Raw genomic sequence first — 25,646 nt, 5'->3', positions numbered from 1 at the left:
GTGGCGACGCCCCCGGCACGATGTGATTGGATGAAACGGGTTGAGAACGCGGGGTCGTGGACGCGCCTGCCCGCCGCAGCCCTGTAGTTTGGCCGATAACGGCCAGCGCCGCCAGCAGGGGGGCGGGAACGTCAATCCGGGGCGTGTTCAGGGGAGTCCCCTGCCCCGACAGCTGGTGCGAAAGGGGGGACTCGAACCCCCACGCCTTGCGGCACTGGAACCTAAATCCAGGGCGTCTACCAATTCCGCCACTTTCGCGCTGGGCAGCATTATAGCGGCGCGGCGCCCGATCGCAGACAAGAAAAAAGCCACCCGGCGAACCGGATGGCTTTTGTCTTGGTGGGCTGTGAAGGATTCGAACCTTCGACCTATTGATTAAGAGTCAACTGCTCTACCAACTGAGCTAACAGCCCGAAAATCGGGAGGCGAATTATGACGCAACGCCGCACAAATGCGCAAGCATTTTCTGCACGGGCCTCACAGCGTAGACACGCCCTGCGTGGCTGCCGGCGCACATGCGTAGAGCCACGCCCTGCGTGGCTGCCCGGCGCACCGGTAGCGACACGCCACGCGTGTCCCACGCAACAGTGGATCGCGCGCAAGAAAAAAGCCACCCGGCTTCCCGGATGGCTTCTGTCTTGGTGGGCTGTGAAGGATTCGAACCTTCGACCTATTGATTAAGAGTCAACTGCTCTACCAACTGAGCTAACAGCCCTGAAAATCCAGGCGGCAAGTGTAACGTCTGCGCCTCTTTTTGCAACCCCAGGCCCGCTTTCGGCGAACCCGGTTCCTTCAATCAGTGGGGTGGCTGAGGGGACTCGAACCCCCGACCTCCGGAATCACAATCCGGAACTCTAACCAACTGAGCTACAGCCACCACTGAAACCTTTCAGACATCTGGACACGCATGGCGTGTCCCTACGTCGCAAATGTTGAATCCCCTGGCGTTTGCGCCGATGGCGCGCCCGACAGGAATCGAACCTGTAACCGCCGGCTTAGAAGGCCGGTGCTCTATCCAGTTGAGCTACGGGCGCTCTGACCGGATTGTCGCATTCCCATCCCGGTTTGAGCAGCGGGACATGGTCGGGGTAGAGGGATTCGAACCCCCGACATCCTGCTCCCAAAGCAGGCGCGCTACCAGACTGCGCTATACCCCGGTGGTTTCAACCCTCGAGGTTCCCCCCGAAAGAGCCGCCTATTGTGGGAATCAGCGAGGCGTCTGTCAACGCTTTTCACAGGGTTTTTCACATTCGTGTTCCGACGTTGCCCACGGCGCAGACGGTTTGTTGCCGTACGCTATGCTCTTGTTCAGCGGCCGGATCGGCCGGACCCTACCCCTTCAAGGAGATTGGCAATGCGCAGCGGCAATCCCGCACTTTCGGAGTCGACGTTCCTCGACCTCGCCAGCGGCTCGGTCGTGAGCTCGCCCGACCAGGTGATGACCATCAACGGCACGGTCAACAAGACCGGCCTCCTGCTGTTGCTGACCGTCATCACCGCTGCCTTCGCCTGGAGCCAGACCCTGGGCGCCGACGGCCAGATCGCACCGGGTGCGATGATCTACGCGATCGGCGGCGCGATCGGCGGACTGATCCTGGCACTGGTGACGGTGTTCAAGAAGGAATGGTCGCCGGTGACCGCACCGATGTACGCACTGGTGGAAGGTTTCTTCCTGGGCGCCATCTCGGCGGTGTTCGAAGCGCGCTTCCCGGGCATCGTGTTCCAAGCCGTGCTGCTCACCTTCGGCACCCTGTTCGCACTGCTGTTCGCCTACCGCAGCGGGCTGATCAAGGTCACCGAGAACTTCAAGCTGGGCGTGGTCGCTGCCACCGGCGGCATCGCGCTGCTGTACCTGGCCTCGTTCGTGCTGGGGTTCTTCAACATCAACGTGCCGGTGATCCATGAGGCCAGCTGGCTGGGCATCGCCTTCAGCCTGTTCGTGGTGGTGGTGGCTGCGCTGAACCTGGTGCTGGACTTCGACTTCATCGAAAACGGCGCGGCAGCGCGCGCACCCAAGTACATGGAGTGGTACGGCGCGTTCGGGCTGATGGTCACGCTGGTGTGGCTGTACGTGGAGTTCCTGCGTTTGCTGTCGAAGATCCAGCAACGTTGATGCGTGGCATCGACGTTGCGTAGACGGGCTCAGCCCGGCTACCGGTAGCGCCGGCCGTTGGCCGGCCCAGTCGGTCCCGAGGGCCGGCCAACGGCCGGCGCTACCAACGTCGCAGACGCCGCCGCAGGAGGGCCCCGCGGATCGCCCACAAAAAAAGGCACCCTCCCGGGTGCCTTTTCTGCACATTGACCCGCGCGGTTACAGGCGGCTGGCGATGGCCTGGGCGAAGCCCATGGTGTTGCCGGTGCCGCCGAGGTCGCCGGTCAGCGAGTCCTTGGCTTCCAGCGTGGCCACGATGGCCTTGCGCAGACGCTCGGCGTTGTCGGCCTGGCCGACGTGGTCCAGCATCTGCGCGGCGGCCAGCAGCAACGCGCATGGATTGGCCTTGCCCTGGCCCGCGATGTCCGGTGCGGTGCCGTGCACGGCTTCGAAGATCGCCGCGTTCTCACCGATGTTGGCGCCCGGGGCCAGGCCCAGGCCGCCGACGAGGCCGGCGCACAGGTCGGAGATGATGTCGCCGAACAGGTTGGTGGTGACGATCACGTCGAACTGTTCCGGACGCATCACCAGCTGCATGCAGCAGTTGTCGACGATCATTTCCTGGAACTCGATGTCCGGGTACTTGGCCGCCACTTCGCGCGCCACGGCCAGGAACAGGCCCGAGGTCGACTTGATGATGTTGGCCTTGTGCACGGCGGTGACCTTCTTGCGGCCGGTGCTGCGGGCCAGCTCGAAGGCGTAGCGCACGATGCGCTCGGAGCCCTTGCGGGTGATGCGGGTGCCGGAGAAGGCGGTCTCGCCGTCGGCCGACACTTCCTGGCCTTCAGCCAGGTACGCGCCTTCGGTGTTCTCACGCACGGTGACCAGGTCCACGCCGTCGCCGAAACGCGACTTGGTATTCGGGAACGACACCGCCGGACGCACGTTGGCGTACAGGTCGAAGTGGCGGCGCAGGCTGACGTTGATCGAGGTGAAGCCACCACCGACCGGCGTGGTCAGCGGGCTCTTCAGGGCGATCTTGTTGCGTGCGATCGATTCCAGCGTGGACGCCGGCATCAGGTCGCCGTGCTTTTCCAGTGCGACCAGGCCAGCGTCGGCATCTTCGTATTCAAAGCCGGTGTCCAGCTTGCCGAGCACGAACAGGGTAGCGTCCATGATCTCCGGGCCGATGCCGTCACCGCGGATGACCGTGATTTTCTGCGTCATTTGATCTGTTTCCGAACCGAGGGGGAGCGCCGTCAACCAGGTGCACAACGCACCGGCGCAAGGGAAGTTTCACCCGCAATTATGCCTTAGCCAGTCCCCGGACCCCAAATAGACCAAGGTAGCGCCGGCCGTTGGCCGGCCCACGGATCGCCTGGGCCGGCCAACGGCCGGCGCTACCGGGTATCAATGTTCGTGAACGGCCGGGGCCTCGGCGCCGCCTTCCAGCTGGTCCAGGAAATCCACGGCCCGGCGCAGGTGCGGAATGACGATGGAGCCGCCGACCACCAGGCCCACCGAGAAGGTCTCGAAGAACTCTTCACGGGTCACCCCGGCGTCCTTGCACTGGGCCACGTGGTAGCTGATGCAGTCGTCGCAGCGCAGCACCATCGAGGCGACCAGGCCCAGCAGTTCCTTGGTCTTCACATCCAGCGCGCCGGCCTGGTAGGTCTGGGTGTCGAGCGCGAAGAAGCGCCGCACCACCTGGTTGGGCTCGCCCAGGATGCGCTGGTTCATGCGCTGGCGGAACTCGGTGAACTCGGCGATCCGGTCTTTACTGCCGTCGTCCGACGCGCTCATGCCTGGCCCTGCCCGTTCAGCAGCGGCTCAAGCTTTCCGGCCTGGTGCAGGGCGATCATGTCATCGTACCCACCCACGTGGACTTCACCGACGAAGATCTGCGGCACGCTGGTGCGGCGGGTCTTGGCCATCATCTTTTCGCGCTCCACCGGGTCCAGGTCGATGCGGACCTCGGTCCAGCTCTCGCCCTTGCTCTTCAGGAAGTTCTTGGCCGCCACGCAGTACGGGCACACGGCGGTGGAATAGATGGTGATGGGCGGCTTCCCACCCGGGTTGGAAGCGACATCTTGGCTCACGGGAAACTCCACAGCGGAACGAGTGTCTGTATATGGTAGCCCTGCGCTGGATTTTCCATGTCATCACCGCAACACTGCGGATCACCCGCAGCCCCCAGGAGTTCCTGTTTGCGCCCTTTGCTGCTCTCTGCCGCGTTGACCCTGGCCTTGGCCGCGCCGTTGGCATCGGCCCAGGACAGCAAGCTGCCGGACATCGGTTCGTCGGCCGGTGAACTGCTGACCCCGGCGCGCCAGGCCGAGTACGGCGGCATGATGCTGCGCGAGCTGCGCAACTACGGCTTCCTGCTGGATGACCCGCTGGTGGACGACTGGCTGCAGACCATGGGCGCCCGGCTCGGATCCAACAGCGCCCAGCCGCGCCAGTCCTATACGTTCTTCATGCTCAGGGACCGGCAGATCAACGCCTTCGCCACCCTGGGCGGCTACGTGGGGGTCAACGCCGGGCTGGTGTTGACCGCCGAGCGCGAAGACGAGGTGGCGGCAGTGCTGTCCCACGAAATCGCCCACGTTACCCAGCAGCACGTGCTGCGCGGGGTGGAACGAGCCCAGCGCGACCAGATCCCGATCCTGCTGGGCATGCTGGCCGCCGTGGTGGCCGCGCAGCAGGCCGGCGGCAACTCGTCGGGCGATGCGACCATGGCCGCGATCACCTCCGGCATGGGGCTGATGCAGCAGCGCCAGATCAACTACACGCGCAGCAATGAATCCGAAGCCGACCGCCTGGGCATCCGCACCCTGGCCCGCAGCGGCTACGACGTGGATGCGATGGCCGGTTTCTTCGAACGCATGTCCGCTTCGATGCGAGGCAATGCCGGTGGGTATTCGGTACCGGATTTCCTGCAGACCCACCCGGTCAACACCACCCGCATCAGCGAAGCCAAGGCCCGCACCGAGCAGATGAAGAAAGACACGGTGCTGCTCACCACCGAGGTGCCCGGCGGGGTACGCCAGGAACGGGTGGACCCGGCCGACCCGGCCCTGTCCGACCCGCTGGTCCGCCGCACCAACCCGCTGCTGCCAGCCTCGATGCAGATCTCGGTGAATTCGCTCAGCCGGGGCGGCACCGGCCAGTTCGAGTGGGCGCGCGAACGCCTGCGCGTGCTCAGCGCCGACACCCCGGGCGAGCTGGCCACCGAGTACCAGAACCTGCAGCGCGCGCAGAAGAGCGGCCTGAACGATGCCCAGCGCTATGGGCTGGCCCTGGCCCGCCTGCGCAACAGCGGCGCGGCCGAGGCCCGGCGCGACCTCACCGAGCTGCTCAAGGACCACCCGGACAGCCTCTGGGTGGCCTTGGCGCTGGCCGAGTCCGAGTCGCGCTCGGGCCAGCCGGCCCAGGCCAATGCCCGCTTCGACGCCCTGCTGCGCCAGCACCCCGGCAGCCGCCCGGTGGCGCTGACCTACGCCGAGATCCTGAACGAACAGGGCGGGCGCGAGGCCGGCCAGCGCGCCCAGGCGATGCTGCGCCCGCTGCTGTCGCAAAGTGGCAATGATCCGGTGTTCCAGCAACGCTACGCCCGCGCCAGCGAGCTGGCCGGCGACACCCTGCGTGCCAGCGAGGCCTATGCCGAGGCCGCGTTCCTGAACGGCCGGCCGGAACAGGCGCTGATGCAGCTGCAGGCGCTGAAGAAGCAGCCCGCGCTGGACTACGTGGGCCGGGCCCGGGTGGACGCCCGGATCGAGACCATCACCCCGCTGGTGCTGGAAATGCGTCGGCAAGGCATCGATGACCCTGAGCTCGAGCGGCGGTGAGGGTACGTGCGGCCTGGCACCGCCTGGGCCGGCCAACGGCCGGCGCTACCCCCTGTGCTACGCACCCGCAATCATCGGTAGCGCCGGCCGTTGGCCGGCCCAGGCGCTGGGGGGAGATGACATGAAGACGACACTCCAGGGAACCCGCCGGCGACATAGTCACAAACGTGTCATGAAACCGTAGTCTACTGGGCTCAATCCCGGTCTGATGAGCAATACGGTGGGCACGTGCAGAAACGCATCCTGATCGTCGATGACGAACCCGCGATCCGCGAAATGGTCGCCTTTGCCCTGCGCAAGGGTGACTACGACCCGATCCACGCCGGTGACGCCCGCGAAGCGCAGACGGCAATCGCCGACCGCGTGCCGGACCTGATCCTGCTGGATTGGATGTTGCCGGGCACCAGCGGGCTGGACCTGGCCCGGCGCTGGCGCAAGGAGGCCCTCACCCGCGAGGTGCCGATCATCATGCTGACCGCGCGCGGCGAAGAGAATGACCGCGTCGGCGGGCTCGAAGCCGGGGTCGATGACTACGTGGTCAAGCCGTTCTCGGCACGCGAGCTGCTGGCCCGGATCCGCGCGGTGATGCGCCGGGCGCGCGACGATGATGAAGATGGCAGCGTGGCGGTCGGCAAGATCCGGATCGACGGTGCCGCGCACCGGGTGTTCGCCGGTGACCAGCCGGTGCCGATCGGTCCGACCGAGTACCGCCTGCTGCACTTCTTCATGACCCACCCCGAACGCGTGTACACCCGCACCCAGTTGCTGGACCATGTGTGGGGCGGCAGCGTGTACGTGGAGGAGCGCACCATCGACGTGCACATCCGCCGCCTGCGCAAGACGCTGGAACCCTTCGGCGCCGAGAACATGGTGCAGACCGTGCGCGGTGCCGGCTACCGGTTCTCTACCTCGCTTTGAACGTCAGCGGGGCAGAGCCCCGCTCTACGCATTTTCAATGAGACCGCAATGCCGCGCCACATCCGCTCCGCCTGGTTGAAAACCCTTGCCGCCCTCGCGGTGCTGCTGCTCGCGGCCGGCCTGGTGGGCCTTGCCATCGGGCATGTGTGGATGTGCATCGCACTGGCGTCCATCGGCGCGCTGGCCTGGCACTACTGGCGGCTGCGCAAGGTGCTGCGCAGGCTCACCGCGCGCCAGCGCTGGGACATGAGCGGCGGCAACGGCGTCTGGAACGAACTGGACCACCTGCTGTACCGCAACCAGCTGGAAATGCGCACGCGCAAGCGGCGCCTGCTCGACATGCTGCGCAGTTACCGCGCCGCCGCGGCCGCACTGCCCGATGCCGTGGTGGTGGTCGACCGCAACAGCCAGCGCGTGCAATGGTTCAACGAATCGGCCACCACGCTGCTGGGCCTGCACCACCCCGGCGATCTTGGCGAAGCGCTGGTCACGCGCCTGCAACCGATGCCCCTTGCCCATTGGCTGGCCGGCGGCCGCAATGCCGAACCGATCCTCGACGTGCCCTCGCCGGTCGACCCGGCGATCCGGTTGAACCTGCGGCTGATTCCCTATTCGCCCGACTACTGGCTGCTGATCGCACGCGATGTGAGCAAGCTGCTGCGGCTGGAACAGGTCCGCCGTGACTTCGTGGCCAACGTCTCGCACGAGCTGCGCACCCCGCTGACCGTGGTGCACGGCTACCTGGACATGATGGAGCCGGAGGATTTCCCCGGCACCGGCCCGATGCTGGAGGAAATGCGCAAACAGTCGCAGCGCATGGCGCAGCTGGTTGAAGACCTGCTGACCCTGTCGCGGCTGGAGTCGCAGGAACATACCGAGGAAGAAACCGTGGCGATGGCACCGATGCTGGCCACGCTGCGCCGCGAAGCCGAAGCGCACAGCCAGGGCCGCCACCAGATCAACGTGATCGACAGCGCCGGGGTGGACCTGCAGGGGTCCAACAAGGAACTGCACAGCGCCTTCTCCAACCTGGTCACCAACGCGGTGCGCTACACCCCGGCCGGTGGCCGGGTCGAGGTGGAGCTGGCCCGCGAAGGCCAGGGCGTGGTGCTGGCGGTGCGTGACACCGGCTACGGCATTCCCGCCACCCACCTGCCGCGCCTGACCGAACGTTTCTACCGCGTCTCCAGCAGCCGCTCGCGCGAAAGCGGCGGCACCGGGCTGGGCCTGTCGATCGTCAAGCACATCCTGGGCCTGCACCACGCGCGCCTGGAGATACAGAGCGAGGTCGGCAAGGGCAGTGTGTTCTCATGCCACTTCGACGCCGACCACGTGCGCGAGCGCACCGACGTTGCCACCCTTTCCTCTGCAGAAGACTCCTCCGCATGAGCACCCTTGTTCCCATCGCCGTGCCGGCGGAAACCGATCCGCTGCGCGACCCGGCCCTGTACATCAACCGCGAGCTGTCGCAGCTGGATTTCAACTTCCGCGTGCTGGCCCAGGCGATGGACCCCCAGGTACCGGTGCTGGAGCGGCTGCGCTTCATGTGCATCTCCTGCACCAACCTGGACGAGTTCTTCGAAATCCGCGCCGCCGCGGTGCGCCACGCGCAGGAATTCGGCCTGCCGCCGGCGCCGGACGGCATGACCCCGCAGACCATCCTCAACGCCATCCATGACCGCGCCGCCGAGCTGGTGGACCAGCAGTACCGCTGCTGGAACGAGACGCTGCGCCCGGCGCTGCACGAGGCCGGCGTCGACGTGCTGGGCCGGCACTCCTGGAACCACCGCCAGAAGCGCTGGCTGCGCGCCTACTTCCGCAACGAGATCATGCCGGTGCTGTCGCCGCTGGGCCTGGATCCGTCGCACCCGTTCCCGAAGATCCTCAACAAATCGCTGAACATCGTGGTGGTGCTCAAGGGCACCGATGCGTTCGGCCGTGCCGGTCACCTGGCGATCGTGCGCGCGCCGCGTTCGCTGCCACGCATCATCCAGCTGCCGCAGACACTGGGCGGCCCGCAGACGTTCGTGTTCCTGTCCTCGGTACTGTCCACGTTCGTCGGCGAGCTGTTCCCGGGCATGGAAGTCCAGGGCGCCTACCAGTTCCGGGTGACCCGCAATTCCGAGCTGGTGGTGGACGAGGAAGAAGTGGAGAACCTGGCGCTTGCGCTGCGCGACGAGCTGGTCGACCGCGGCTACCGGCCGGCGGTGCGGCTGGAGATCGCGCAGGACTGCCCGCGTGACATCGTGCGCACCCTGCTGCAGAACTTCGGCCTGACCGAGAACGCGGTGTACCGCATCGACGGCCCGGTCAACCTCAACCGGGTGATCCAGCTGTACGACCTGCTGGCGCGACCGGAGCTGAAGTACCCGCCGATGAACCCGCGCACGCTGCGCGACAGCGACGGCATCTTCGAGGTCGTGGCACGCAGGGACGTGCTGCTGCACCACCCGTTCGACGCGTTCACCGCCGTGCTCGACCTGATCAGGCAGGCCGCGGTGGATCCCAACGTACTGGCGATCAAGCAGACCCTGTACCGCACCGGCAAGGATTCGCTGATCGTCGATGCACTGATCCAGGCGGCACGCAACGGCAAGGATGTCACCGTGGTGGTGGAGCTGCGCGCACGCTTCGACGAAGAAGCCAACCTGGGCCTGGCCGACCGCCTGCAGGAGGCCGGCGTGCAGGTGGTGTATGGCGTGGTGGGCTACAAGACCCACGCCAAGATGCTGCTGATCGTGCGCCGCGAAGGCCGCAAGCTGCGCCGCTACGTGCACCTGGGCACCGGCAATTACCACAGCGGCACCGCGCGGGCCTACACCGACCTCAGCCTGATCACCGCTGACGCGGACATCGGCAACGACGTGCACCTGCTGTTCCAGCAGCTGTCCGGGCTGGCCCCGCGCACGCGCCTGAAGCGCCTGCTGCAGTCGCCGTTCACCCTGCACGATGGGCTGCTGCAGCGGATCGAGCGCGAGATGCACCTGGCCCGCGATGGCCGCCCGGGGCGGATCATCGCCAAGATGAACGCCCTCAACGAACCGCAGGTGGTGCGTGCGCTGTATGCCGCATCACAGGCCGGCGTGCAGATCGACCTGATCGTGCGCGGTGCGTGCACGCTGCGCCCAGGCGTACCCGGGGTGTCGGACAACATCCGGGTACGCTCGATCGTGGGCCGTTTCCTCGAGCACAGCCGGGTGTACTGGTTCGGCAACGACGGCGCGTCCGAGCTGTACTGCGCCAGCGCCGATTGGCTGGAGCGCAACCTGCTGCGCCGGGTGGAAACCTGCTTCCCGATCCTGGACCCGGAGCTGGCCCGCAAGGTCTACCGAGACGTGCTGCAGAACTACCTGGACGACAACCTCAACGCCTGGGAACTGCAGGCCAACGGCGAGTATCGCAAGTGCGTGCCCGGCCATGGCGAACCCCCGCATTCGGCACAGATGGCGTTGATGCGGGGTCTGTAGGGGGATGTGAACGTTTTGCGGTGACGAGCGCAACCCCGCTTCGGCTACCATTCGCCCATGCCGCAGAACTCCACGACTCCGCCCGCCCTGCAGGATGGCGACCTGCTCGCCGCCATCGACCTGGGATCCAACAGTTTCCACATGGTGATCGCGCGCTACACGCTCGGCCAGCTGCGTGTGGTCGACCGCCTGCGGGAAACCGTGCGCATGGCCGATGGCCTGGATGGCATGGGTGGCCTGTCGGCGGAGGCGCGCCAGCGCGCGCTCGAGTGCCTGGCCCGTTTCGGCCAGCGCATCCGCGGCATTCCGTCGGTGCGCGTGCGCGCGTTGGCCACCAACACCGTGCGCCAGCTGCGTTCGCCGCAGGCCTTCCTGATGCCGGCCGAAACCGCGCTGGGGCATGCCATTGAAGTGGTCAGCGGGCGCGAAGAGGCCCGCCTGATCTACCTGGGCGTGGCCCACGCGCAGCCGCCCAAGCCCGACCAGCGCCGGCTGGTGATCGATATCGGGGGCGGCTCCACCGAGTTCATCATCGGCCAGGGCATGCAGACCCTGGAACGCGAAAGCCTGCAGGCCGGTTGCATCGCCAGCACGCGACGCTTCTTCCCGGGTGGCAAGCTGAGCAAGCGGCGCTGGAAGGACGCGCTGACCGAAATCGGCGCCGAGTTCCAGCAGTTCGCCACCAAGTACCGTTCATTGGGCTGGCACGAGGCACTGGGCTCGTCGGGCACGCACAAGGCGATCAGCGAGATCTGCGCCACCATGAAGCTGAGCAAGGGCGCGATCACTGCCGAAGCACTGCCGCAGCTGCGCGACGAGCTGCTCAAGGCCAAGCGCATCGAGGATATCGACCTGCCGGGCCTGTCGCCGGACCGGCGCCCGATCATCGCTGGCGGCATCCTGGTGCTGGAAGCGGCGTTCCAGGCGCTGGGCCTGCAGAAATTGCTGGTCAGCAAGGCAGCCATGCGCGAGGGCATCCTCTACGACATCCTCGGCCGCGCCAGCGAGAACGACCTGCGCGACGAATCGGTCGACGCGCTGACCCTGCGATACGGCATCGATACCGTCCAGGCCGAACGCGTGCAGCACACCGCGCTGGACCTGTTCGCCCAGGTCGAAGGCAGCTGGACGCTGGACCCGGACGATGCCCGGATGCTCGGCTGGGCCGCGCGCCTGCATGAGCTGGGGCTGATGATCGCCCACAGCGGGTACCACGTGCACGGCAGCTATGTGCTGGAGAACTCGGACATAGCCGGCTTCTCGCGCCAGGAACAGCAACTGCTGGCCGCATTGGTGCGCAGCCATCGCCGCAATGTCTCCAAATCCGCGTTCGAGGCCCTGCCCGAGCGCCTGCTGCTGCCAGCCCGGCGCATGACCGCCCTGCTGCGCCTGGCGGTGCTGCTCAACCGTGCCCATGAAGATACCCCCGTACCGCCGCTGGAAGTCAGCGCCGACGACAGCCGCCTGTCGCTGATCCTGCCGCAGGCCTATATCGATGCCCGCCCGCTGCTGCGCGCCGACCTGATCGGCGAAACCGATGGCATGGCCGGGCTTGGCGTGCAGTTCCGCCCCTTCGTGGCCTGAGCCGCCGCGCCTGCCCGGTCCACCGCGACGGCCCTTCGGGGCCGTGTTCGTTTGTGCCCGGGGGCGGCGTCATCCCGGCGTCATACCTGCGTCATGTCGGCTACATCGCCAGCCCCTAGCATGCGTGCAAACCGGAGGCCCGCCATGCGCTATGCCATCGTCACTGAAACGTACCCCCCCGAAGTCAACGGCGTTGCCCTGACCGTGCAGGGGCTGCAACAGGGACTGCGCGCGGCCGGGCATGCAGTGGACCTGGTCCGCCCGCGCCAGGCCGACGAGATGGACGCCGGTGGCGCGCTGCTGGTGCAGGGCGCCGGGCTGCCCCGCTACCCCGGCCTGCGCTTCGGCCTGCCTGCACCCAAGCGGCTGGCTCGGCAGTGGCAGCAGCAGCGCCCGGATGCCATCTACATCGCCACCGAAGGCCCGCTGGGCTGGTCGGCGCTGCGCACCGCGCGGCGCCTGGGCATCCCGGTGGCCACCGGCTTCCACACCCGCTTCGACGAATACCTGCCCGACTACGGCGTGGCCTGGCTGCAGGCCGCCGCCCTGCGCTGGATGCGCCGCTTCCACAACCAGGCCGATGCCACCCTGGTACCCACCCAGGAGTTGCAGCAGTTCCTCAGCGGCCAGGGCTTCGACCGCGTGCGCCTGCTGGCGCGCGCGGTGGACAGCAGCCAGTTCGAACCCCTGCGGCGCGACCCGGCACTGCGCGAGGAATGGGGCATCGACGGCACCGGTTTCGCGGCAATCTACGTGGGCCGTATCGCCGCCGAGAAGAACCTGGCACTGGCGGTGAAAGCATTCCGCCGGCTGCAGCAGGTGCGGCCCAAGGCGCGTTTCGTGTGGGTGGGCGATGGCCCGGCACGCGAAAAACTGGCCCATGAGAACCCGGATTTCATCTTCTGTGGCGTACAGCGCGGCGATGCGCTGGCCCGCCACTTCGCCAGCGGCGACCTGTTCCTGTTCCCCAGCCGCAGCGAGACGTTCGGCAATGTCACGCTTGAAGCGATGGCAAGCGGCGTGACCACCGTGGCGTTCGACTACGGCGCGGCACGCGAGCACCTGCGCACCGATGACAACGGGGTGGCCGTGGACGATGACACCGCCTTCATTGATGCGGCGGTGCGCCTGGCCGGCGACGACGCGGCGCGCGAGCGGTTGGGCCGCAATGCGGCCGTGGCGATGAAACGCCTGCACCCGCAGCAGGTAGTCGCCGAATTCGACACCCTGCTTGCCGAACTGGCCAATGCCCGGAGGGCCCATGCGGACCACGCCGCTTGATGCCTTGCGCGGGCGCGAAACCCGTTGGTGCCGGCGCGCCAATCACTACTGCCGGCACCGCCGCGTGCGCCGCGCGTTCTCCGTGGTCAGCCGGCTGGGCGATGGCGTGTTCTGGTATGCGCTGATGGGCGCGCTGGTGCTGCTGGATGGCTTCGATGGCCTGCGCGCGTCGCTGCACATGGCCGCCACCGGGTTGATGGCGCTGCTGCTGTACAAGGGCCTGAAGCGCTGGACGCGGCGCCCGCGCCCGTATGCGGCGGACCTGCGCATCCGCGCCTGGGTGGCGCCGCTGGACGAATTCAGCTTCCCGTCCGGGCACACCCTGCATGCGGTGTCGTTCACCATCGTGGCCTTGGCCTATTACCCGTGGCTGGCCCCGGTGCTGGTGCCGTTCGCGATGGCGGTCGGGGTGTCGCGGGTGGTGTTGGGACTGCATTATCCGACCGATGTGCTGGCGGCAACGGCGATTGCCACGGCGTTGGCAGGCGCCAGCCTGCAATGGTTGCCCCTGCCGGTGTGATGGTTTTCTGCGGGTACCGGTGGGACACGCATGGCGGTTTACGTGCACAGGATCATGGCTTTGACACGCATGGCGTGTCACTACGATCCTTGGTCGCCCGGGATGGGCGCGCGCGGGATGGGGCACGGGGTGCCCGATGCGTTGGGACACGCCATGCGTGTCCACGCGGTCTCCGGACGAACCGAATACAATGCGGGCATGACCACGCTGTTCATCTCCGACCTGCACCTGGACCCGAGCCGTCCAGCCATTACCGATCTGTTCCTGGATTTCCTGCGCCGCGAGGCGATGCAGGCCGATGCCCTGTACATCCTGGGCGACCTGTTCGAGGCCTGGATCGGCGATGACACCCCCGCGCCCGCCGCCGATGCGGTAGCCGATGCGCTCAAGGCGGTCGTTGCCGCTGGCGTGCCGGTGTACTTCATCCGCGGCAACCGCGATTTCCTGGTGGGCGAGGACTACGCCCGCCGCGCCGGCTTCCGCATCCTGCCCGACCCGAGCGTGATCGACCTGTACGGCACGCCGGTGCTGCTGCAGCACGGCGACCTGCTGTGTACCGATGACGTGGCCTACCAGCAGTTCCGCGCGCAGACCCGCGACCCGGTGTTCCAGGCCCAGTTCCTGGCGCAGCCGCTGGCCGCACGCATCGCCTTCGCGCAGAAGGCGCGCGATGCCAGCCAGGCACGCCAGGCGGAAATGAAACAGGGCGACCGCGCCACGTTCGAGACGGTCACCGATGTCGCGCCGGACGAGGTCAGCGCCACGTTCGTTCGCCACGGCGTTGACACGATGATCCATGGCCATACCCATCGTCCGGCCATCCACAGCCTGCAGGCCGGTGGCCGCACCTGTACGCGCATCGTTCTGGGCGACTGGTACGAGCAGGGGTCGGTGCTGCGTGTCACCCCGCAGGGCTGGACGCTGGAGTCGCTGGCGCGGGAATGACCAGGTAGTGAATCGGCCTCGGTTTCGCGCTACCTTGAACGCGCATCGACAAGGGAACCGGGGTCATGGCAGGGCAGCTCACTCCGACCAACATAGTGCCGGTGACGCTGCAGATCGGCCTGTTTTTCGACGGCACGCGCAACAACGCGGACAACCTGCTGCATGCCGCGCGCCCGCCCGGCAGCACCACGCCGACACCACGCCGCCCCGCACCGGCAGTGCTGGCCGACGATGCCTCACCCTACCAGAGCCGCCTGACCAGCAGTTTCAACAACGGGCTGACCAACATCGCGCGGCTGCACGCGCTCTACCCCGACCACCGGCGGACCGTACCGCCGGTTCCGGGCCGGCAGTCGCTGGCGATCTACATCGAAGGGGCCGGTACCCGCACCGGCAAGGAAGACGACCTGATGGGTCTGGCGTTCGGCATCGGGCCCAGTGGGGTGAAGGCGAAGGTCCACGGCGCGCTCGATGTACGCCTGCCCGAGGCGCTGCGGGCGCTGGCACGCACCCTGCCGCCGCACCTGCTGACCGAGGTTCGCCTGGACCTGTTCGGCTTCTCGCGCGGCGCGGCCTCGGCGCGCGATGCGATCAACCGGCTCAACGCAGCCGATGGGCGACTCTGGCTGCAGGAGCAGCTGCGTCGTACTGGCTGGACGCTGGCGTCGGCACCTGCGATCCGTCCGGTGCGCTTCGTTGGCCTGTTTGACACCGTGGTGGCCATCGATGCGCGACAGCGCGATGAACTACCCGAGATCAAACTGGCAGCGGGCTGCGCCGACAAGGTGGTGCAGGTCGTGGCGCGCGACGAACACCGGCATTACTTCGCACTGACGACTGTTGCGCCCGAGTATGAAGAAATCGCACTGCCCGGCGTGCACGCCAACATCGGCGGTGGTTACGACCAGCGCATCGAAGGACCCAAGCTGCTGACCCGCCCGCAGGGCCAGCGCATTCGCAGGCACGACGTGCCCGACACCGCCACCCCGCCGCTGGCGCTGCTGCGCAGCACCGAGGTTTACGTTCGCGCGCAGGCCGCCTGCCGGCAATGGCAAGCCGCACTGGGCCTGGGCGAACACAACGTCTGGGTCGATGTATGGCATCGCTGGCAGCAGCTGCGCGTGGCTGGCAGCGACAGCGTACTGCCACAGTGGGTGCTGTTCGCACACGCAGCGGTGGTGCTGAAACGCGAGATCGACTGGCGCTACCAGCTGGTGGCACTGCGGCTGATCCATCAGCGCGCGGCGGCCGCAGGTGTGATGTGGGCACGCACGCCAGATGCGGATCCGGCGATGGCGGTGCCTGACGAGCTGCAGCCGATCGCGGCGCGCCTGGTGGCAGGCCAAGCACTCGATGCAGCGCAGGAATTACTGCTGCGACAGCGCTACCTGATGCAATCGGCGCATTGGAATTTCGATGCGCTCGGCGACACCGCGTTGTTGTATGCCGCCGATGATGCAACGCGCGAATTGCCGTACCGGCCGGGGCCGGGGTTGTTTTACATCAACCGGCCAACGGAAGACGGGAAGCGCGTGGTGTTGCGGAACGTGTAACGGCGTTTCGCGTTGCGGCGATCTGGTTCATTTCCATGCGCCATCGCGTGTTTCACCGGTATCGGCAGTCGATTGGGATTCGACCCTACCGCGATGGGGGCCGCACCGACCCGCCTGCTCGATCAGGTCTGCCAGCTCGTCCTGCTCGAAGCCGGCCAACAGGCGCGCTTCGAGATTGAACGGGCCATACAGGAAGCCGTTGGCGTATTCCTTCAACAGTGCGATGAAGCGTGCGCGCGGCTCAACGCCGGCGCGTTCGCAGTACCAGCGCGTGCCTGCGGCAACGTGCGCGACTTCTTCGCGCAGGATGATCTCCAGCACATCGGCCGTCGCATGATCGTTGGCCGAGCGCAGCTTGGTGATCATCCCCGGCGTGACATCCAGCCCGCGCGCTTCAAGCACGCGCGGCACCAACGCCATCCGCGACAGACCATCGTGCGCCGTCTTCTCGCACATTTCCCACAGCCCGTTGTGCGCGGCGAAATCGCCGTAGTCGTGGCCGTGGGCCTGCAGGCGTCCGTGCAGCAGCAGGAAGTGCCTCGACTCATCATCGGCCACCCCTACCCAGTCAGCATGGAACGACGCCGGCAACCCGCGGAAGCGGTACACCGCATCCCACGCCAGGTCGATTGCATTGAGTTCGATATGCGCGATCGCGTGGATGAACGCCGCGCGCCCTTCCGCATTGCCCAACCCGCGCCGCGGCACATCCCGCGGGTGGACCAGCTGCAACTGCGGCGGCCGCCCCGGCATGCGGATCGGCTCCGGCGGCGGTGCATCCGGACGCACCTTCAACTGCCCGGCGCGGTACTGCGCAGCGTAATGCCGGGTCAGCGCGACCTTGCGCAGCGGATCCGCTTCGGCCATGCACTGCTGCGCGGCGCGCAGCAGGTCACCGGCCGCTTCATCCTGCGGCAACGTCGCGCTCACCGGCAGGCCTCAGGCGCGGCGCTTGTGCTTGGCATCGTCCGAACGCAGCTGCTGGATGCGTTCGAAATAGCCCGGCTCGATACCGGTCGGGTAGACGCCGTTGAAGCACGAGGAATCGAACGACTTCAGCTCGGGGTTGCCTTCGCGCACCGCCGCTTCCATGTCCTCGATGTCCTGGTAGATCAACCAGTCGCACCCCAGGTGCGCCTCGATTTCTTCCACGCTGCGGTTGTGCGCCACCAGCTCTTCGGCCGCCGGCATGTCGATGCCATAGATGTTGGGGTAACGCACCGGCGGTGCCGCGCTGGCCAGGTACACCTTGCGCGCACCGGCGTCGCGCGCCATCTGCACGATCTGCTGACTGGTGGTGCCGCGCACGATCGAATCGTCCACCAGCAGTACCACGCGGTTGCGGAACTCCAGGTGGATCGGGTTGAGCTTGCGGCGCACCGATTTCACCCGCTCGCCCTGCCCCGGCATGATGAAGGTACGACCGATGTAGCGGTTCTTGATGAAGCCTTCGCGGTACTTCACCCCGAGCACGTTGGAGATTTCCAGCGCGGCGTCGCGCGAGGTATCCGGGATCGGGATGATGGTGTCGATGTCGTGGTCCGGGCGCAGGCGCAGGATCTTCTCGCCCAGCTTGATGCCCATGCGCATGCGCGCCTTGTGCACCGACACGTTGTCGATCATCGAATCGGGGCGTGCGAAGTACACGTATTCGAAGATGCACGGGCTGTGCTCGGCCGGCTCGGCGCACACTTCGGAGAACAGTTCGCCACGCGCGGTGATCACCAGCGCTTCGCCCGGGCGCACGTCGCGCACGCGCTGGAAACCCAGCACGTCCAGCGCCGAGGATTCGGAGGCCACGATGTATTCATCGCCCTCGGCATGGGCCCGCTTGCCCAGCACCAGCGGGCGGATCCCGTGCGGGTCGCGGAAGGCGACCAGGCCCAGGCCCAGCACCACGCTGATCACCGCATAGCCGCCCTTGCAGCGGCGGTGCACGCCGGCCACGGCGCGGATCGCCGCCTCCGGGGTCAGCTGGCGCTGCGCGTCCAGTTCGAAGGCGAACACGTTCAACAGCACTTCGCTGTCCGAATCGGTGTTGACGTTGCGGCGGTCCTGTTCGAACACCTGCTGGCGCAGCGCCTCGGTGTTGATCAGGTTGCCGTTGTGGGCCAGCGCGATGCCGTAGGGCGAATTGACGTAGAACGGCTGCGCTTCGTCCATGCCTTCGGAACCGGCGGTCGGGTAGCGCACGTGGGCGATCCCGACGCGGCCTTCCAGGGTGGACATGCGCTTGGCGTCGAACACGTCGCGCACCAGGCCGTTGGCCTTCTGCACGCGCAGCCGGGTGCCATCGGCCGTGGCGATGCCTGCCGCGTCCTGGCCACGATGCTGGAGGACGGTCAGGCCGTCATACAACTGCCCGGCGACGTTCTGGTTGCCGACAATACCGACGATGCCACACATGGTGCGAATCTCCGCTGGGCTGGGCCCATCTACTGTGAAGGTGGCCGTGCCTGGCCGGGGGAACCGTTCCGTGCCGGAGCGGGGTCGTCCGGGCGCACGAGCGCCGGGTCGATGGTCTGGGGGGAGCCTGGCCGTGCCTGGTTGGCCCACACATCGGCGGGGTCCACCGCCTGCTGCGGGGTCTCATCCAGCGGTCGCGGCCATCCGCGCCCACCCAGCAACTGGCCAAGTACGCCATTATCGCCTGTCGCGCCCGGCTTGCCCAACTCTCCGATGGGCAGTTGCGCCATGTTCACCTCCGGCAATGCCATCGGCATGCCCTGCAGGCCCTGCATGTCTTTCAGGTTGGGCATCTGCGGCAGGTCGGGCATGCGCGGCATCCTGGCCTGCATCCAGCCCACGCCGGGGTCGAGCATGGCGCGCAGGTTCGAGTCACGCCAGGCCGCTTCGCGGGTCAGCGGCGTGTACGAGCCCAGCAACAGCAGCGCACAGGCAATCAGGCCGCCACGGGCCAGGCCCAGGCCGCCGCCCAGCATGCGGTCGGCGCCGTTCAGGCTGGTGGAACGCACGGCTTGGCGGATCACCAGGCCGATCGCCCAGACCGAGACCATGACCAGCAGGAACACGGTCAGGTAGCCGGCGAAGTAGTGCCCGGTGCCCGGCGCGGCCGGGGCCGACCACCAGGCGGCGGCGCTGCGCCCGAACATCAGCGCGGCCCAGCCGCCCAGCAGCCACGACAAGGTGCTGATGATGATGCTGACGAAACCGCGCATCACCCCGAGCAGGGTCGAGATGCCGATCACCGCCAGCAGCACGAAATCAATCATGTGCGGGCGGCCGCATCAGGGATGCGGCCGGACCATGCCGGCCACGCCGACCTTGGACGCAACCTGGGCCTTGAGGTTCTCCGCCTCGGCACGGTTGGCGACCGGGCCGACGCGCACGCGGTTGAGCGTGCCCTTGTCGGTACGTACCTGCTCCACGAAGGCGCTGAAACCCGCGGCGCGCACCTTGTCGCGCAAGGCGTTGGCTTCGGTCGCCTGGCCGAATGCGCCCAGCTGCACGGCGAAGCCGACACTGCTGGCGGCCGGTGCTGTCGGCACTGCCACCGGTTTGGCCGCAGCGGCGGTGGCGGCCGGTTCGGGTTTGGCCGGCGCCGGCTTCGGCGCCGGCTTGACCGCTGCCACCGGTTCGGGCGGCAGCGCTTCGGTCTTGATCGTGGCAGCGGCCGGCGCGGCGGCAGCACTGGAGGTGGTGGAGGGCGTGGACGCAGCCCGGGTCGGCGCCGGGGCGGCGGCCACGGCAGTGTCGGCGCGCGCGTCCAGGGTCACCACTTCGGCCTTGACGTCGTTGCGTACCTTCACTGCTTCCAGGCGTGCCGCTTCAGCCTGGGCGCGATCGGCGTACGGCCCCACGCGCACGCGCCAGGCCTGGCGGCCGTTGATCGTGGCTGGCTCGCTGAAGCCCGGCAGCTGGGCCTTCTTCAGGAAGGCGATCACGGCGCTGGCGTCGGCCTGGCTGCCGTAGGCGCCAAAGCTGACCGCGTAGTTGCCGGCGGCCACGGCCGGCGAGGGATCGGCAACGCCGGTCTCAGCCGGTGCGGCCGCGTCCTGCTGCAGCGGCTGGGTGGTGGACACCCCGCTCTGCAGGCCGGTGGCGCCACCGGTGGGGGCGACCAGCGGCAGTTCACGGGTCTGGAACTGGCCGTCGGCCGGTGCGTCCGGCGCCGTGATCGGCACATTGGCGACGCCACTGTCAGGGGCAGGACCCTTGACCAGCATGGGCAGGAAAATCACGGCCAACGCCACCAGGACGATGGCACCAATCAGTCGCTGTTTCAGAGGAGTATCCACGGAAGGCAGGCAGGGCGGCGCGGCGGAATGCCACGGCGATTATACGGGCGCGCGCGCGTGCGGCGTCGAAGACGGCTGAACGTTGTCGCTTGCTGCCCGGCTCAGCGGGCGCTTTCCAGCCACAGCAAGGCCTGCGCGGCGGTATGGAAGGACCCGAAGACCAGCACGCGGTCGCCGGCCTTGGCGGCCGACAGCGCCTGCTGCAGCGCCGTGTCCACATCGGCATGGGCGGGCACGTCGGCCGCGGCGGTGCCGGACAGGCGCGCCTGCAACGCCGCCGCGCTCTGCGCACGAGCCCCTTCCAGCCCGGCCAGGTGCCAGCCATCGACGCGCTCGGCCAGCGCCTCGACGACGCCGGCGGCATCCTTGTCCTGCAGCGCGGCGAACACGGCCACCGTGCGTCCGGCGATGGGCGTTGCCTTCAATGCAGCGGCCAGCTCGCGGGCGGCCTGCGGATTGTGGCCCACGTCGACCAGCACCTCCACGCCATCGCGCTCGAATGCCTGCAGGCGGCCACGGATGCGGGCCTGGGCGACGCCATCGACGATGGCCGCGCGCGGCAACGGCTTGTCCAGCGCGCGTAGTGCGGCAATGGCCGAAGCGGCATTGCGCAGCTGGATCGGGCCACGCAGCGCCGGCATCGGCAATTCGATATGGAAGCCCACGTCACGCCAGGCCCAGTGCTGGCCATCGATGATGTCGGCAAAGAAATCGCTGCCCCCCCGGATCGCGTTGGCACCCAGCAGGTAGGCGCGCGCCAGTACGCTAGACGGCGGATCGGTCTCGCCCAGGATCACGGGCTTCCAGCCACGGATGATGCCGGCCTTTTCCACGCCGATCGCTTCGCGGTCCTCGCCCAGCCAGTCGGCATGGTCGATGTCCACGGTGGTGATCACCGCGACGTCGGCATCGACGATGTTGACCGCATCCAGGCGCCCGCCGAGCCCCACTTCCAGCACGGCCAGGTCGAGCCCCGCCTGCGCGAACAGGTGCAGCGCGGCCAGCGTGCCGTACTCGAAGTAGGTCAGCGTGGTGCTGCCGCGTGCGCCTTCGATGACATTGAAGGCGGCGACGAGCGCCTCGTCGGAGGCCTCTTCACCGTCGATGCGCACCCGCTCGTTGTAGCGCAGCAGGTGCGGCGAGGTATACGCGCCCACCTTCCAGCCGGCCGCGCGCGCGATGGCCTCGATGAAGGCCACGGTGGAACCCTTGCCGTTGGTGCCGCCGACCACGATGGTGTGCGGCGCAGGCTGGCCCAGGCCCATCGCGGTGGCGACGGCGCGCACGCGTTCCAGCCCCATGTCGATGGTGGCCGGGTGCTGCTGCTCGATGTAGGTGAGCCAGTCGGCAAATGAGCGCGGGCGGATGTTCGTCATGGCAAAAAAAGTGGTAATAGCGGAACAATGAAAACGAGGTAGCGGCCGACGTGTAGTGCCGACTGTCAGTCGGCAACCGCAGGAAGAATCACAACGCCCGATGCTTCGCCTCACCAAAAAACGGCGTGTGATGCGCGCAATCGTTCAACCGCACCACCTCCAGGCTGTCCAGATCGGCACCTTCCAGCAGGTTCAACGTGGTCGGCGCCTGGCGGAAGGTCCACAGCCGCGACAGCGGCAGGCCCAGGATCCGGCACAGGATCACCCGGTTGACCGCGTCGTGGGCAACCACCAGCAGCGTGTCGTGTTCGCCCAGTCCTTCGGCGGCGCGGGCCAGGCCGCGCCAGCTGCGGTCCAGCACCAGCCGCAGCGATTCGCCACCCGGCATCAGCACAGTATCGGGTTCGTCGCGCCACGCCTGCAGGCGCGACGGGTCCTTGTCATTGATTTCGCTGGCCAGCAGGCCTTCCCATTCACCGTGGGCGATTTCCTGCAGGTCCGGTTCGGTCAGCAGCATGTCGGCGCGGCCGGCACCGAGTGCCAGCTGCGCGGTGCGCTGCGCGCGCGACAGCGGCGAGGCGACGGCACGGGTGATGTCCACCGACTTCAAGCGCTCACCCAGGGCCTGGGCCTGGGCTTCGCCGATCGGCGACAACGGGATATCGATCTGGCCCTGGTAACGGCCTTCGGCGTTCCACGGGGTTTCACCGTGACGGGCAAGCAGGATGCGCATGCGAACTAGAGGTCCTTGGGGGAGAGGAGAACAGTCGCAATCGTTCACGTGATGTGAATGATCGGGGGGAAGCGGCCATCATACCTCGCCAAACAAAAGGTTCTTCTTCCGTCGGAGTGAAGCGTTTCATTTCGAGGGCCTTGGAAGCTTGGTGCAGGGTCTTCGATCAGGTTCATCGCGAGCGTGTGGGGCCCCGCCGCGGCCGGCAGGCCCCTATGCAAATGTCCCCCGGCGTCGGCCTGCGGCCGCCCCCTCCTCCTTTACTTTGCCAGGGACCTACCGGCCGCGACGGGGCTCGGCTTGCGGTTCGCGACGGAAAAGCGGGAGTCAGGGCGACGCCGGGGGACATTCGCCGGAAAGGGTATGGGGCCCGGCGCTCGATCCACCGGCAGCTGCGTCTGCTGCAGCGGGCGCTCCCCTCAGATGAGAGATGAGCCTACAAAAAACCCCGCAGCATTGCCGCGGGGTTCGTTAACGGTAGCGCCGGCCGATGGCCGGCAATCAGGAACCGCGCCTCACTTCGTGAGGTTCAGCTCTTTGAGCAACTGCGGCGCGGGCGCCACTTCCTGCATGATCCACTGCATGTAGCGGCTGTCCACCGCGATCATGCGGGTCATGATCGGGTCGAACACCCAGTTGGAGCTGACCGATTCCCAGTTGCCGTCGAAGGCCAGGCCAACCAGCTTGCCATGGGCATCCAGTACCGGCGAGCCGGAGTTGCCGCCGGTGATATCCAGGTTGGACAGGAAGTTCACCGGCACCGAGCCCACGCGCTTGTCTTCCAGGCCGCCGTAGCGCTTGGCCTTGACCGCATCCAGCAGCGCCTTGGGCGAATCGAACGGGTCTTCGCCGGATTCCTTGGCCGCCACGCCTTCCAGCGTGGTGAACGGGGTGTAATTCACGCCGTCCTTGCCATAGCCCATCACGTTGCCGAAGGTGATGCGCAGCGACAGGTTGGCGTCTGGATAGACGAATTCGCCCTTGCTCTTCTTGTAGTCGGCCAGCGCCTGCAGGTAGGCCGGGCGCGCCAGCAGCGATTCGCCTTCGCGGGTCTTCTTCTGCTCTTCCAGCTTCAGCAGCGCCGGCATGGTCGCCACTGCGTACTGGATGACCGGGTCGGTGCTGGCTTCGAACGCGGCGCGGTCGGCCTTGAACCAGTTCAGGCGTTCGTCCAGGCTGCCCAACTTCGTGCCCGACAGCTTCTTCACCAGGCCATCCACGGCAGCGGCATCGCTGCCGGCCAGCCACTGGTTCAGCACCTCATTGTTGCGCTGTTCCGCCGGCAGCGCCACGTACTGGTTCAGCCAGTACTGCTGCAACTGCTGGTCCATCTTCGCCACGTAGCGGCGGTCCATCTGGCGCAGGCTGCCTTCGATCGTGGTGAGGTCGCGCTCCTGGTAACCGGCTTCGCGCTGCGCGTCGGGCTTGGCGCGTTCGATCGACAGGCGGTAAAGGGACAGGGCGGCGCCCACGGCTGAGGTATTGTTGAACTGGCCCACGAACAGGTCGCGCTCGCGGGTGCTCTTGCTGGTGTCCAGGTGCTTGACCAGCTGCGCGTGCGCGGCCAGCGCCGGTTTGCCGGCGGCACCCTGCTTCTTCAACCAGGCCAGCACGGCCGCTTCTTCGGCCTGCTTCTGGCCGGCCGCGTCGATGCGCTTGAAGCCTTCCAGCTGGCCGGCATAGTTCTTGGCCACGTTGTTCATGCCGGCGGCGGTGGCGGCGTACTTCACCTTCACGTCCGCATCGGCCTTGCCGGCCTTGTCGATCAGGTCCAGCACCGCGTTGTAGTGGCGGGCGATGGTCGGGTAGGTGAAGCTGGCGGTTTCGTTGAACTCACCGGCCAGCGCGTAGCGGTTGGTGCGGCCCGGGTAGCCGGCCACCATCACGAAGTCGTCGGCGCCCAGCGGCTGGTCGGCGAACTTGAGGAAGTGCTTCGGCTGGTACGGCACGTTGTCGGCCGAGAAGGCGGCCGGCTTGCCGTCCTTGCCCACATAGGCGCGGTAGAAGGAGAAATCGCCGGTGTGGCGCGGCCACATCCAGTTGTCGACGTCGCCGCCGAACTTGCCCACGCTGCCCGGGGGCGCGTAGACCAGGCGCACGTCCTTGATTTCCATGTTGCGGAACAGGCGATAGGTATTGCCACCGGAGAAGCTGTACAGGCGGCAGCGGAAGCCGGCATCGGCCTCGCATGCAGCGGTCTGCGCCTTGTCGAAGGCTTCCAGCGCGCGGGTGCGGGCCAGCGGGTCCTTGCCGGCGGCCGCGATGGCGGCCTTGGCCTGGTCGGTGACATCGGTGATCTGGTCGAGCACGAACACGCGCGCGTTGGGGCCGGCGCTCAGTTCATCCTTCAGGGTGGGCGCGTTGAAGCCGTCCTTGATCAGGTTCTTTTCGGCGGTGGAATTGAGCTGGATCGCACCGTAGGCGCAGTGGTGGTTGGTCACCACCAGGCCCTGCGGGGAGACGAAGCTGGCGGTGCAGCCGCCCAGCGCCACGACCGCGCCCATCGGGTCGCCGGTCAGGTCCGAGATCTGTTCAGGGGACAGCTTCAGGCCGGCCTGCTTGAGCGGCCCGGCAATCTCCGGCAGCTGTTGCGGCACCCACATGCCCTCAGCGGCATGGGCGGCCTGGACCAGCCCAAGGCTGGCGACGACGGAGAAAGCAAGCAGGTTCGAGCGCATGAGCGGCCCCTGGTGAAAGAACCGCCGAGTGTACCGGCAACCCGACGCCCCCCGCCCCCCCGGAAGTCACGAGGGCCGGCCAACGGCCGGCGCTACCGGGATGGACGCCAGCGGATCCACATCCCAATGGGCCAACGGTCGATTGATCCCGATCCGATGGGCCCATGGTTGATTGATCCCGATCCCGATGGGCCCGTAACGGTTCGTAGCCCCGGCCGTTGGCCGGAAACCGCGCGCAGCGCGGCACAAGCGTCCAAAACCGCGTTCCACCCGATCAACGCCATCCGTCCGACGTTTAGACCCACCGAAGCCAACCGTCAGGCGTTCATGACCCCTGAACGAAGAGCAGCCGGCCAACGGCCGGCGCTACCGGCAGGTACGGCACCGCAACA

The 25,646-nt window shown here is 67.3% G+C and carries 20 protein-coding genes and 6 tRNA genes; 10 read left to right on the top strand and 16 right to left on the bottom strand.

Translation table 11 applies throughout. The features are described 5' to 3' along the window. Positions 1 to 173: 173 nt before the first annotated feature. From J7J08_RS00380 to J7J08_RS00355, 6 genes are all read right to left on the bottom strand, one after another. Positions 174 to 258: transfer RNA gene (locus tag J7J08_RS00380), tRNA-Leu, on the bottom strand. A gap of 79 nt (positions 259 to 337) precedes the next feature. Then, positions 338 to 413, bottom strand: a tRNA-Lys gene (locus J7J08_RS00375). A gap of 226 nt (positions 414 to 639) precedes the next feature. Continuing rightward, positions 640 to 715, bottom strand: a tRNA-Lys gene (locus J7J08_RS00370). Between the two features lie 85 nt (positions 716 to 800). Beyond that, positions 801 to 877, bottom strand: a tRNA-His gene (locus J7J08_RS00365). A gap of 80 nt (positions 878 to 957) precedes the next feature. Then, positions 958 to 1,034 (bottom strand) — tRNA-Arg (locus J7J08_RS00360). Positions 1,035 to 1,080: 46 nt separating this feature from the next. Continuing rightward, positions 1,081 to 1,157, bottom strand: a tRNA-Pro gene (locus J7J08_RS00355). Positions 1,158 to 1,354: 197 nt separating this feature from the next. On the opposite strand from J7J08_RS00355, the gene J7J08_RS00350 reads away from it, so the two are divergent. Further along, complete coding sequence (locus J7J08_RS00350) at positions 1,355 to 2,113, top strand: Bax inhibitor-1/YccA family protein (protein WP_214900446.1); 759 nt, start codon at positions 1,355 to 1,357, stop codon at positions 2,111 to 2,113. A 198-nt stretch (positions 2,114 to 2,311) separates the two neighbouring features. Here the strand turns inward: J7J08_RS00350 and J7J08_RS00345 are convergent, their stop codons facing one another. From J7J08_RS00345 to grxC, 3 genes are all read right to left on the bottom strand, one after another. Continuing rightward, positions 2,312 to 3,319, bottom strand: coding sequence for an isocitrate dehydrogenase (locus tag J7J08_RS00345; protein WP_214900444.1), 1,008 nt, complete (start codon positions 3,317 to 3,319; stop codon positions 2,312 to 2,314). A 183-nt stretch (positions 3,320 to 3,502) separates the two neighbouring features. Next, positions 3,503 to 3,895 carry a carboxymuconolactone decarboxylase family protein gene (locus tag J7J08_RS00340; protein ID WP_214900442.1) on the bottom strand — a complete coding sequence of 131 codons (393 nt, stop codon included), beginning with the start codon at positions 3,893 to 3,895 and terminating at the stop codon, positions 3,503 to 3,505. Further along, on the bottom strand, positions 3,892 to 4,191 hold the full coding sequence (grxC, locus tag J7J08_RS00335) for a glutaredoxin 3 (protein WP_214900440.1): 300 nt from the start codon (positions 4,189 to 4,191) through the stop codon (positions 3,892 to 3,894). The genes J7J08_RS00340 and grxC overlap by 4 nt, the downstream gene beginning before the upstream one ends. A 57-nt stretch (positions 4,192 to 4,248) precedes the next feature. Between grxC and J7J08_RS00330 the strand changes: the two genes are divergently transcribed. The 9 genes from J7J08_RS00330 to J7J08_RS00290 all read left to right on the top strand — a co-directional run bounded on the left by J7J08_RS00330 (position 4,249) and on the right by J7J08_RS00290 (position 16,208). Next, entirely contained in the window at positions 4,249 to 5,940 is a 1,692-nt protein-coding gene (locus J7J08_RS00330) for a M48 family metalloprotease (protein ID WP_214900438.1), read from the top strand. A 228-nt stretch (positions 5,941 to 6,168) separates the two neighbouring features. Beyond that, complete coding sequence (gene phoB, locus J7J08_RS00325; protein ID WP_214900430.1) at positions 6,169 to 6,858, top strand: phosphate regulon transcriptional regulator PhoB; 690 nt, start codon at positions 6,169 to 6,171, stop codon at positions 6,856 to 6,858. 48 nt (positions 6,859 to 6,906) lie between these two features. Then, a complete protein-coding gene (gene phoR, locus J7J08_RS00320) occupies positions 6,907 to 8,247 on the top strand; it encodes a phosphate regulon sensor histidine kinase PhoR (protein WP_214900429.1) in 1,341 nt (446 codons plus the stop codon). Then, positions 8,244 to 10,325 carry a polyphosphate kinase 1 gene (ppk1, locus tag J7J08_RS00315; RefSeq protein WP_214900428.1) on the top strand — a complete coding sequence of 694 codons (2,082 nt, stop codon included), beginning with the start codon at positions 8,244 to 8,246 and terminating at the stop codon, positions 10,323 to 10,325. The genes phoR and ppk1 overlap by 4 nt, the downstream gene beginning before the upstream one ends. Before the next feature lie 57 nt (positions 10,326 to 10,382). Continuing rightward, positions 10,383 to 11,909, top strand: coding sequence for an exopolyphosphatase (gene ppx / locus J7J08_RS00310; RefSeq protein ID WP_214900427.1), 1,527 nt, complete (start codon positions 10,383 to 10,385; stop codon positions 11,907 to 11,909). Positions 11,910 to 12,053: 144 nt separating this feature from the next. Next, the gene (locus J7J08_RS00305) at positions 12,054 to 13,190 is read left to right on the top strand and encodes a glycosyltransferase family 1 protein (protein WP_214900426.1); all 1,137 of its coding nucleotides are present in this window, start codon (positions 12,054 to 12,056) and stop codon (positions 13,188 to 13,190) included. After that, entirely contained in the window at positions 13,171 to 13,710 is a 540-nt protein-coding gene (locus J7J08_RS00300; protein WP_214900425.1) for a phosphatase PAP2 family protein, read from the top strand. The genes J7J08_RS00305 and J7J08_RS00300 overlap by 20 nt, the downstream gene beginning before the upstream one ends. 198 nt (positions 13,711 to 13,908) lie before the next feature. Further along, entirely contained in the window at positions 13,909 to 14,655 is a 747-nt protein-coding gene (gene lpxH, locus J7J08_RS00295) for a UDP-2,3-diacylglucosamine diphosphatase (protein WP_214900424.1), read from the top strand. A 65-nt stretch (positions 14,656 to 14,720) separates the two neighbouring features. Beyond that, positions 14,721 to 16,208 (top strand): DUF2235 domain-containing protein, encoded by a 1,488-nt coding sequence (locus tag J7J08_RS00290; protein ID WP_214900422.1) that lies wholly within the window; start codon positions 14,721 to 14,723, stop codon positions 16,206 to 16,208. Positions 16,209 to 16,235: 27 nt separating this feature from the next. Here J7J08_RS00290 and J7J08_RS00285 read toward each other — a convergent pair whose 3' ends face one another. The 7 genes from J7J08_RS00285 to J7J08_RS00255 all read right to left on the bottom strand — a co-directional run bounded on the left by J7J08_RS00285 (position 16,236) and on the right by J7J08_RS00255 (position 25,254). Then, positions 16,236 to 17,075, bottom strand: a complete 840-nt coding sequence (locus tag J7J08_RS00285) for a ferritin-like domain-containing protein (protein ID WP_214901534.1) — start codon at positions 17,073 to 17,075, stop codon at positions 16,236 to 16,238. Between the two features lie 72 nt (positions 17,076 to 17,147). Next, a complete protein-coding gene (purF, locus tag J7J08_RS00280) occupies positions 17,148 to 18,614 on the bottom strand; it encodes an amidophosphoribosyltransferase (protein ID WP_214900420.1) in 1,467 nt (488 codons plus the stop codon). A 29-nt stretch (positions 18,615 to 18,643) separates the two neighbouring features. Then, positions 18,644 to 19,441 (bottom strand): CvpA family protein, encoded by a 798-nt coding sequence (locus J7J08_RS00275; protein WP_214900418.1) that lies wholly within the window; start codon positions 19,439 to 19,441, stop codon positions 18,644 to 18,646. Between the two features lie 15 nt (positions 19,442 to 19,456). After that, positions 19,457 to 20,467, bottom strand: a complete 1,011-nt coding sequence (locus J7J08_RS00270) for an SPOR domain-containing protein (RefSeq protein ID WP_214900417.1) — start codon at positions 20,465 to 20,467, stop codon at positions 19,457 to 19,459. Positions 20,468 to 20,568: 101 nt separating this feature from the next. Continuing rightward, entirely contained in the window at positions 20,569 to 21,843 is a 1,275-nt protein-coding gene (gene folC / locus J7J08_RS00265; RefSeq protein WP_214900414.1) for a bifunctional tetrahydrofolate synthase/dihydrofolate synthase, read from the bottom strand. A gap of 88 nt (positions 21,844 to 21,931) precedes the next feature. Continuing rightward, positions 21,932 to 22,576, bottom strand: a complete 645-nt coding sequence (locus tag J7J08_RS00260) for a histidine phosphatase family protein (protein ID WP_214900408.1) — start codon at positions 22,574 to 22,576, stop codon at positions 21,932 to 21,934. Positions 22,577 to 23,091: 515 nt separating this feature from the next. Beyond that, entirely contained in the window at positions 23,092 to 25,254 is a 2,163-nt protein-coding gene (locus J7J08_RS00255) for a S46 family peptidase (RefSeq protein ID WP_214900405.1), read from the bottom strand. Between the last annotated feature and the right edge of the window lie 392 nt (positions 25,255 to 25,646).

It is taken from the genome of Stenotrophomonas sp. ISL-67 (assembly GCF_018612915.1).
Taxonomy (GTDB): domain Bacteria; phylum Pseudomonadota; class Gammaproteobacteria; order Xanthomonadales; family Xanthomonadaceae; genus Stenotrophomonas.
The sequence above is the reverse complement of the archived record's forward strand: the minus strand, read 5'-3'. Positions and strand labels throughout refer to the sequence as shown.

What these genes read in the sequence shown, in the direction of transcription:
- J7J08_RS00350 (WP_214900446.1), top strand. Translation starts at nt 1,355, where the DNA reads ATGCGCAGCGGCAATCCCGCACTTTCGGAGTCGACGTTCCTCGACCTC.
- J7J08_RS00345 (WP_214900444.1), bottom strand. Translation starts at nt 3,319, where the DNA reads ATGACGCAGAAAATCACGGTCATCCGCGGTGACGGCATCGGCCCGGAG.
- J7J08_RS00340 (WP_214900442.1), bottom strand. Translation starts at nt 3,895, where the DNA reads ATGAGCGCGTCGGACGACGGCAGTAAAGACCGGATCGCCGAGTTCACC.
- J7J08_RS00330 (WP_214900438.1), top strand. Translation starts at nt 4,249, where the DNA reads ATGTCATCACCGCAACACTGCGGATCACCCGCAGCCCCCAGGAGTTCC.
- phoR (WP_214900429.1), top strand. Translation starts at nt 6,907, where the DNA reads ATGCCGCGCCACATCCGCTCCGCCTGGTTGAAAACCCTTGCCGCCCTC.
- ppk1 (WP_214900428.1), top strand. Translation starts at nt 8,244, where the DNA reads ATGAGCACCCTTGTTCCCATCGCCGTGCCGGCGGAAACCGATCCGCTG.
- ppx (WP_214900427.1), top strand. Translation starts at nt 10,383, where the DNA reads ATGCCGCAGAACTCCACGACTCCGCCCGCCCTGCAGGATGGCGACCTG.
- J7J08_RS00305 (WP_214900426.1), top strand. Translation starts at nt 12,054, where the DNA reads ATGCGCTATGCCATCGTCACTGAAACGTACCCCCCCGAAGTCAACGGC.
- J7J08_RS00300 (WP_214900425.1), top strand. Translation starts at nt 13,171, where the DNA reads ATGCGGACCACGCCGCTTGATGCCTTGCGCGGGCGCGAAACCCGTTGG.
- lpxH (WP_214900424.1), top strand. Translation starts at nt 13,909, where the DNA reads ATGACCACGCTGTTCATCTCCGACCTGCACCTGGACCCGAGCCGTCCA.
- J7J08_RS00290 (WP_214900422.1), top strand. Translation starts at nt 14,721, where the DNA reads ATGGCAGGGCAGCTCACTCCGACCAACATAGTGCCGGTGACGCTGCAG.
- J7J08_RS00285 (WP_214901534.1), bottom strand. Translation starts at nt 17,075, where the DNA reads ATGGCCGAAGCGGATCCGCTGCGCAAGGTCGCGCTGACCCGGCATTAC.
- purF (WP_214900420.1), bottom strand. Translation starts at nt 18,614, where the DNA reads ATGTGTGGCATCGTCGGTATTGTCGGCAACCAGAACGTCGCCGGGCAG.
- J7J08_RS00275 (WP_214900418.1), bottom strand. Translation starts at nt 19,441, where the DNA reads ATGATTGATTTCGTGCTGCTGGCGGTGATCGGCATCTCGACCCTGCTC.
- folC (WP_214900414.1), bottom strand. Translation starts at nt 21,843, where the DNA reads ATGACGAACATCCGCCCGCGCTCATTTGCCGACTGGCTCACCTACATC.
- J7J08_RS00260 (WP_214900408.1), bottom strand. Translation starts at nt 22,576, where the DNA reads ATGCGCATCCTGCTTGCCCGTCACGGTGAAACCCCGTGGAACGCCGAA.
- J7J08_RS00255 (WP_214900405.1), bottom strand. Translation starts at nt 25,254, where the DNA reads ATGCGCTCGAACCTGCTTGCTTTCTCCGTCGTCGCCAGCCTTGGGCTG.